The sequence below is a fragment of the Desulfosarcina sp. genome, from assembly GCF_033791525.1.
Taxonomy (GTDB): Bacteria; Desulfobacterota; Desulfobacteria; order Desulfobacterales; family Desulfosarcinaceae; genus Desulfosarcina.
Map to the genome: position 1 here is coordinate 1 of NZ_JASJGN010000123.1, position 4986 is coordinate 4986.

General features: G+C 47.4%; 4 protein-coding genes. All 4 read right to left on the minus strand.

Going from position 1 to position 4986, the window contains the following annotated elements; all coding sequences use genetic code 11:
• Positions 1-528: 528 nt before the first annotated feature.
• Entirely contained in the window at positions 529-1056 is a 528-nt protein-coding gene (locus QNK41_RS05860) for a phosphoglycerate mutase family protein (protein WP_319254714.1), read from the minus strand.
• A gap of 44 nt (positions 1057-1100) precedes the next feature.
• Positions 1101-2987: an adenylate/guanylate cyclase domain-containing protein gene (locus QNK41_RS05865; protein WP_319254717.1), complete on the minus strand. Its 1887-nt coding sequence runs from the start codon at positions 2985-2987 to the stop codon at positions 1101-1103.
• A 188-nt stretch (positions 2988-3175) separates the two neighbouring features.
• Positions 3176-3505 (minus strand): YHS domain-containing (seleno)protein, encoded by a 330-nt coding sequence (locus tag QNK41_RS05870; protein WP_319254719.1) that lies wholly within the window; start codon positions 3503-3505, stop codon positions 3176-3178.
• 1029 nt (positions 3506-4534) lie between these two features.
• The coding region (locus QNK41_RS05875; protein ID WP_319254721.1) for a hypothetical protein at positions 4535-4986 on the minus strand (452 nt) is incomplete at its 5' end.

Here is a 4986-nt window from a genome sequence, read left to right on the forward strand (position 1 = left end):
CGTCAAGGGTGAAACTGTAATCGGCTACCGCGATCCCTTGACTACGCGGGTCGCAGATCCCGTTGAAGACGGGGATCTGAAGTCCTCCAGCTTTCCTGAAAGGTAAAAAAAATGAGAGAAACTGTGACATTCTTGGACTTCACCATTCGTGACATCCAGAAAATGATAGCAACTTGACTATATCAAATATGTTTCCAATAGTTTAGCTAACTTTTCAAATATTTTTATGCAACATTGGGGTTAACCGTGGCACAGATGTCAGAACCCTCTCTCAGGATTCTCAGGCCATCACGCCAAGACGTTATCTTATCAAATTCGAAATGAATTACAGGGGATATTATGATTCCAGTTTTTGAAAAAAGCGGCAGGCGACGAGGAATAGAAAGACGCCAATACTACTTGACGATTCATTTTCCTGATCGAAGATCCGGACGTAACAGAAGGATCGTAATGGACAGGAGGATCAGTGTGATTGAAAAAAGAAGAAATGAGAATGAACGAAGGTGTGCATAAACTCGCTTAATGTCACTAGGGTCCGTATCTCGATTTAACAACTTTGACCGGACCGCGATCCGTGATGGTGTAAATAAACAGTTCCCCGTACTGATCCGGCCCATCTCCCTGCCCACCTAACCGATGATGAAGCGATCGCAGGTTGCCCGATCCGTTGCCGACCAACAGAACCACTTCTCCTGCGTGTGTGGTGTTAATTTGATTGATTATCCGATCAATCGAAGACTTGGTGATTCTGGGCGTGAGGGTAATATCAATTTTCAAATGGTTGGCCAGCGGTCTTACCGTATCCACATTGCGGCCAAGATCCGGGCTGTAAATCGCCGTTATTTCAAAATCGTTAACGGCCTTTACCAACGCTTTTGCACGCTCACCGCCCTGCTCCGTAATATTGAAGAAGTTGTCTCTTTCTGCATGACGAATCAGGATTATGGTAGTGACGGGCCCGCTTGCCGATGTTTCTTTTGAATCCGTATACCCAACGCCATATAGAAGTAGGATGAGAAAAATCGAATAAGCGATTGAATGGGTGTTAGGTTGCACGCTGAGAGACATTATCGGTTAACGGTTATATTCAGACCTCTTTCCTAGCTCATCCCCGCTTTTCGTAGTCCACTTAAAATCTTGTCGCGATGCGCTTGATTTTGATAGGCCTGCCCATAGAATTTGATTTTAAAAAAGGGTGAAAGACGCAAAATTTCAGCCTTTTCAGCTTCGGCCTTTTCCAATTGATTGGCATTTCCATAAATTGAGGCTAAAATAATGTGGGCGCCTAAGAAAGTTGGCCATTTGGTTGCTGCCTGCTTTAGCCAATCAATCGCATTATCGTCATTACCTATGAGATAATGCGCAATACCAACATTCATATAACTGCCCGGAGAAATGTCAGGATTGTATTCAAAATGTTTCTTGTGCCACGCAAGTGATTCATCAGGGTGGCCGGAATATAACAGCACGGCGCCCATATGCCGATAGCTGATATAGTCGTTCGGATTCAGCTCAATCGCCTTTTGAAGCTCGCTCCTGGCGAGATCATACTCCCCATACCGCATGTACAAATATCCCAATTCGCCGTGGGCGCTGGCGTTGGAATAATCCAATTGAACTGCTTTTTTGGCCAGATCGAGTGCCTCCTGGAGGACCACATTGGGAAATTCAGTGTAACCGAAATTGACAGCGCGTTCTCTTACTTGGGCCAGGCCCACATAGGCAGCGGCGTAATTGGGGTCAAGCGCTATCGCTTCTTGAAATAATTGTCGCGCTTTAATATTGCCGTCGAGGGTTCGTTGATAGTGATGATGATAGGCCTGCAGGTAATAATCGTAGGCTTTAAGGTTGCCCGTGCTTTTGCGCATGGCCATGGCCCGTTCCGACTGATTCACCTTTACGGTCAGCTTTTTGACCGTTGTCTCTACGATTTCATCCTGTAGTTCGAAGATGTCCTCGATCCGACGGTTAAACCGATCGGCCCAGAGATGATTCCCGGTGGTGGTATCGATGAGCTGTGAATTGATACGGACGTGGTCACCCGCTTTTTGAATGCTGCCTTCAAGAATGTATTTCACATTCAGCGTTTGACCCAACTCCCTGATGTCGGGTGATTTTCCTTTATATTTAAATACGGTGTTGCTTGCCGTAACGGCCAGCCCGCTGAATTTGGACAAGTCGGTGATGATATCATTGGTAATCCCGTCGCTGAAATAGTCCTGGTTGGGGTCATCGCTCAGGTTAGTAAATGGCAAGACGGCAATGGAAGCTCGCCCAGTGGCTATATTATCAAGCGGACTGGCGACATCCTCACTAACCTGCAAGGGGGGACTTTTGGCTTGATACACAACCACGGCTGCGGCTGCGATCAAAACAATGGCGGCCGCTACGGCTGCGGTTAAATAGGATTTTTTAGGTTTTGGCCGTGCAGTGGAAGCAACCGTGCAAGCGGTTGCCTGGGGATCTTTCCAGATCCTGAATACGGGAACGGGGGTGGCGATGTTTTTTACGGTTTGCTTGCCAATAAATTCGCATCCGATCGGGACTTTGTTTTGAATCTGCTCGTAAGCACTTCCGGAGATGCAAATGCCACCGCTCTTCGCCAGTCCTTCTATTCTGGCCGCGATATTGACGCCATCGCCGTATATGCGATCACCATCCTCGATCACATCGCCCAGATTGATGCCGATCCTGAAAGCCATCTGGCGATCGGCGGGCAGCGCATCATTACTTGTTTTTAGTTCCTCCTGAATCTTAAGGGCAGATTGAACGGCATCGACAACACTGGCAAATTCTGCCAACAGGTTATCGCCCGGCGAATCGACAACCCGTCCATGGTAACTGCTGATCAGGCGGCTTATAATGGCTCTGCAGGCCTTGAGCGTGACCACGGTATCGGCCTCGTCCAGGCTCATCAAACGGCTGTAGCCCTCGACGTCCGCACTCAATATCGCCGTAAGCTTCCTATTAAATCGATGATCTGGCATGAGTCGCTTTCCCGGCATATGGACAAGGGCTTTGAACCGCGATAGCGAACGTATTCCCCGTCGTTTGTCGGAGCGAAGCAGAGATCCCGCTAATCGGGTTCAGCCCACCCTAAATAGAGTTTTCCATCTATAATCTTCCACTCTTCGGGGTTATCGTCGGCAACCTTGCCGGCTATCAAACTGACCGCTCAGAAACCCCCATGTTTAGGGGCATATTTTCCGGGATTTTCCGCAAATAGATCGCGGTGTTCAGGCGTCGAAAAATACCAGCTGGCTTCATTCCATGTATGCGAATACTCGCTGCTGCCCTGAACAGCCATGCTCTCCGTGAAATAGGCCACCGGGTCATAACCTCTGATCGCCACACCGTATGGCTTGGCGATCTGATCATTTTTTGCAAAGACGGCGACATTGCTGGCAGCCACCAATCCGGCGATTATCAGGACTGACACGGCAAATTTCAGGTATTTGTCTGGAGGTATCATAAAAGAACTCCTGATCTCGATGAAACCGTTCACGTGAGTTGTGATCGGGACCATCGAATAAAAGGGTTGCAGGTAACAGGGGTGAAAAGCGATTCAACTGAGTTCAAAAAGCGGATGAGGTGTAAAAGAAATGATTAATCACCCCTGACAGAAGGTACCACATTGTGGCAATCTGTCAAGGCCCTGTTTGAAACCATTTATAATTAAGGAGGTTAGAACAGGTGGTGTTTGATTCGATGGCCATTTTCTGGAAGGGTCAATGACATGGCGAATTTCTATCTAAACTTGGATGTTTTCAGAAGAAATTTGGATATTTTCAATTGTTTCAAGGGCGCACTGGACCATTTGCTGACACGGATCCAATTTTGACGGTTTTCGCTATCCGACCGTCTTTCCTTGGATCTGCGCCTATCCTGTTTGCTAAGAAAAAGCCCTTTAATTGAGAAAAGACGTCTTCTGTCTTTTCCTGTCCGTCTTTCGATGAATGATCGATCGGTTCGTTGCATGGAAAGAACCTCTGTCAGTCGGCTTCGCTGGATGGCTACTGCGCCGACCGCCACTGACATTGGGATTCAGCCGTTTAATAACTGCATGAGGGTCAAGTGTCCTAAGGGACCCTTCGATGGCTCATTTTTCGCCTATTTTTTTTCCTTTTGTCTCTATCGGGGTCGAGCATGGTATGCATCTCTCGCCTGTCTTTTCCACTTCGCTGATCAAGATCTTTAAAGTCCCGCGACGTTGGATGCGTATCTAATCTATCAATCATTTTGTTTATCCTCGCTGAATTTGGTTTTTACCAATTTTTTAAATGCTTTCACCAATGCCTGATCGGACTTAAACCTGTCTACGATTTATACCTAAAAAGTAATACCGGTCAGGTGTAAGTGCAATAAATATGCAAATTTTAAGAGAACGCAAAATTAATCAATAAAATCAACTGGAAAAGAAACTTTTTAGATTTAGCGGCTGGCAACAAATTATGAATAAATTTTCATAATTCTGGGTAAAAAAATTCACAAATTCATCTGACCGGCTCATTTTGCCTGAAAAAACAGTTGTGCCTCAGAAGCCTTGCTTTAACAGCTTGTTGATTTCCTCCGGGAAGGCCATGCACAGGGTTTCGTTGAACAGGTTGCGCAGGGCGCCGATGTCCGGGGTGCCCAGCTTCTGGTTAAAAAAGGTGCGGGGCGAAAAGAGCAGGTGAAAACGAAAATGATCATCGCCCCAGGCGGCGGTAAAAAAATTCATGTTGAAGCTGTAAACCCCCATCTTGTCGTATTCGGCCATCAATTGGGCCAAGCCGGTGGCCATATCCATGAGGTCTTCGGCAGTGAGATCCAGGGTGCAGCGGGCATCTTCCACCACTGCCAGGACATCGCCGGCAACCCCCATGGGAGCAAATGCGGTCAACCAATGCGTGCGGCCGATCTGCCCCAGGTAGCGCTGGCCGGCATCCTTTTCCGCAGCCACCAGGTCATCCCAGTAGGTGGAACCATGGGAGTCTTTATAATTGC

Excerpts from the sequence above, each read along its gene's own strand:
- QNK41_RS05865 (WP_319254717.1), bottom strand. The coding sequence starts at position 2,987 with ATGCCAGATCATCGATTTAATAGGAAGCTTACGGCGATATTGAGTGCG.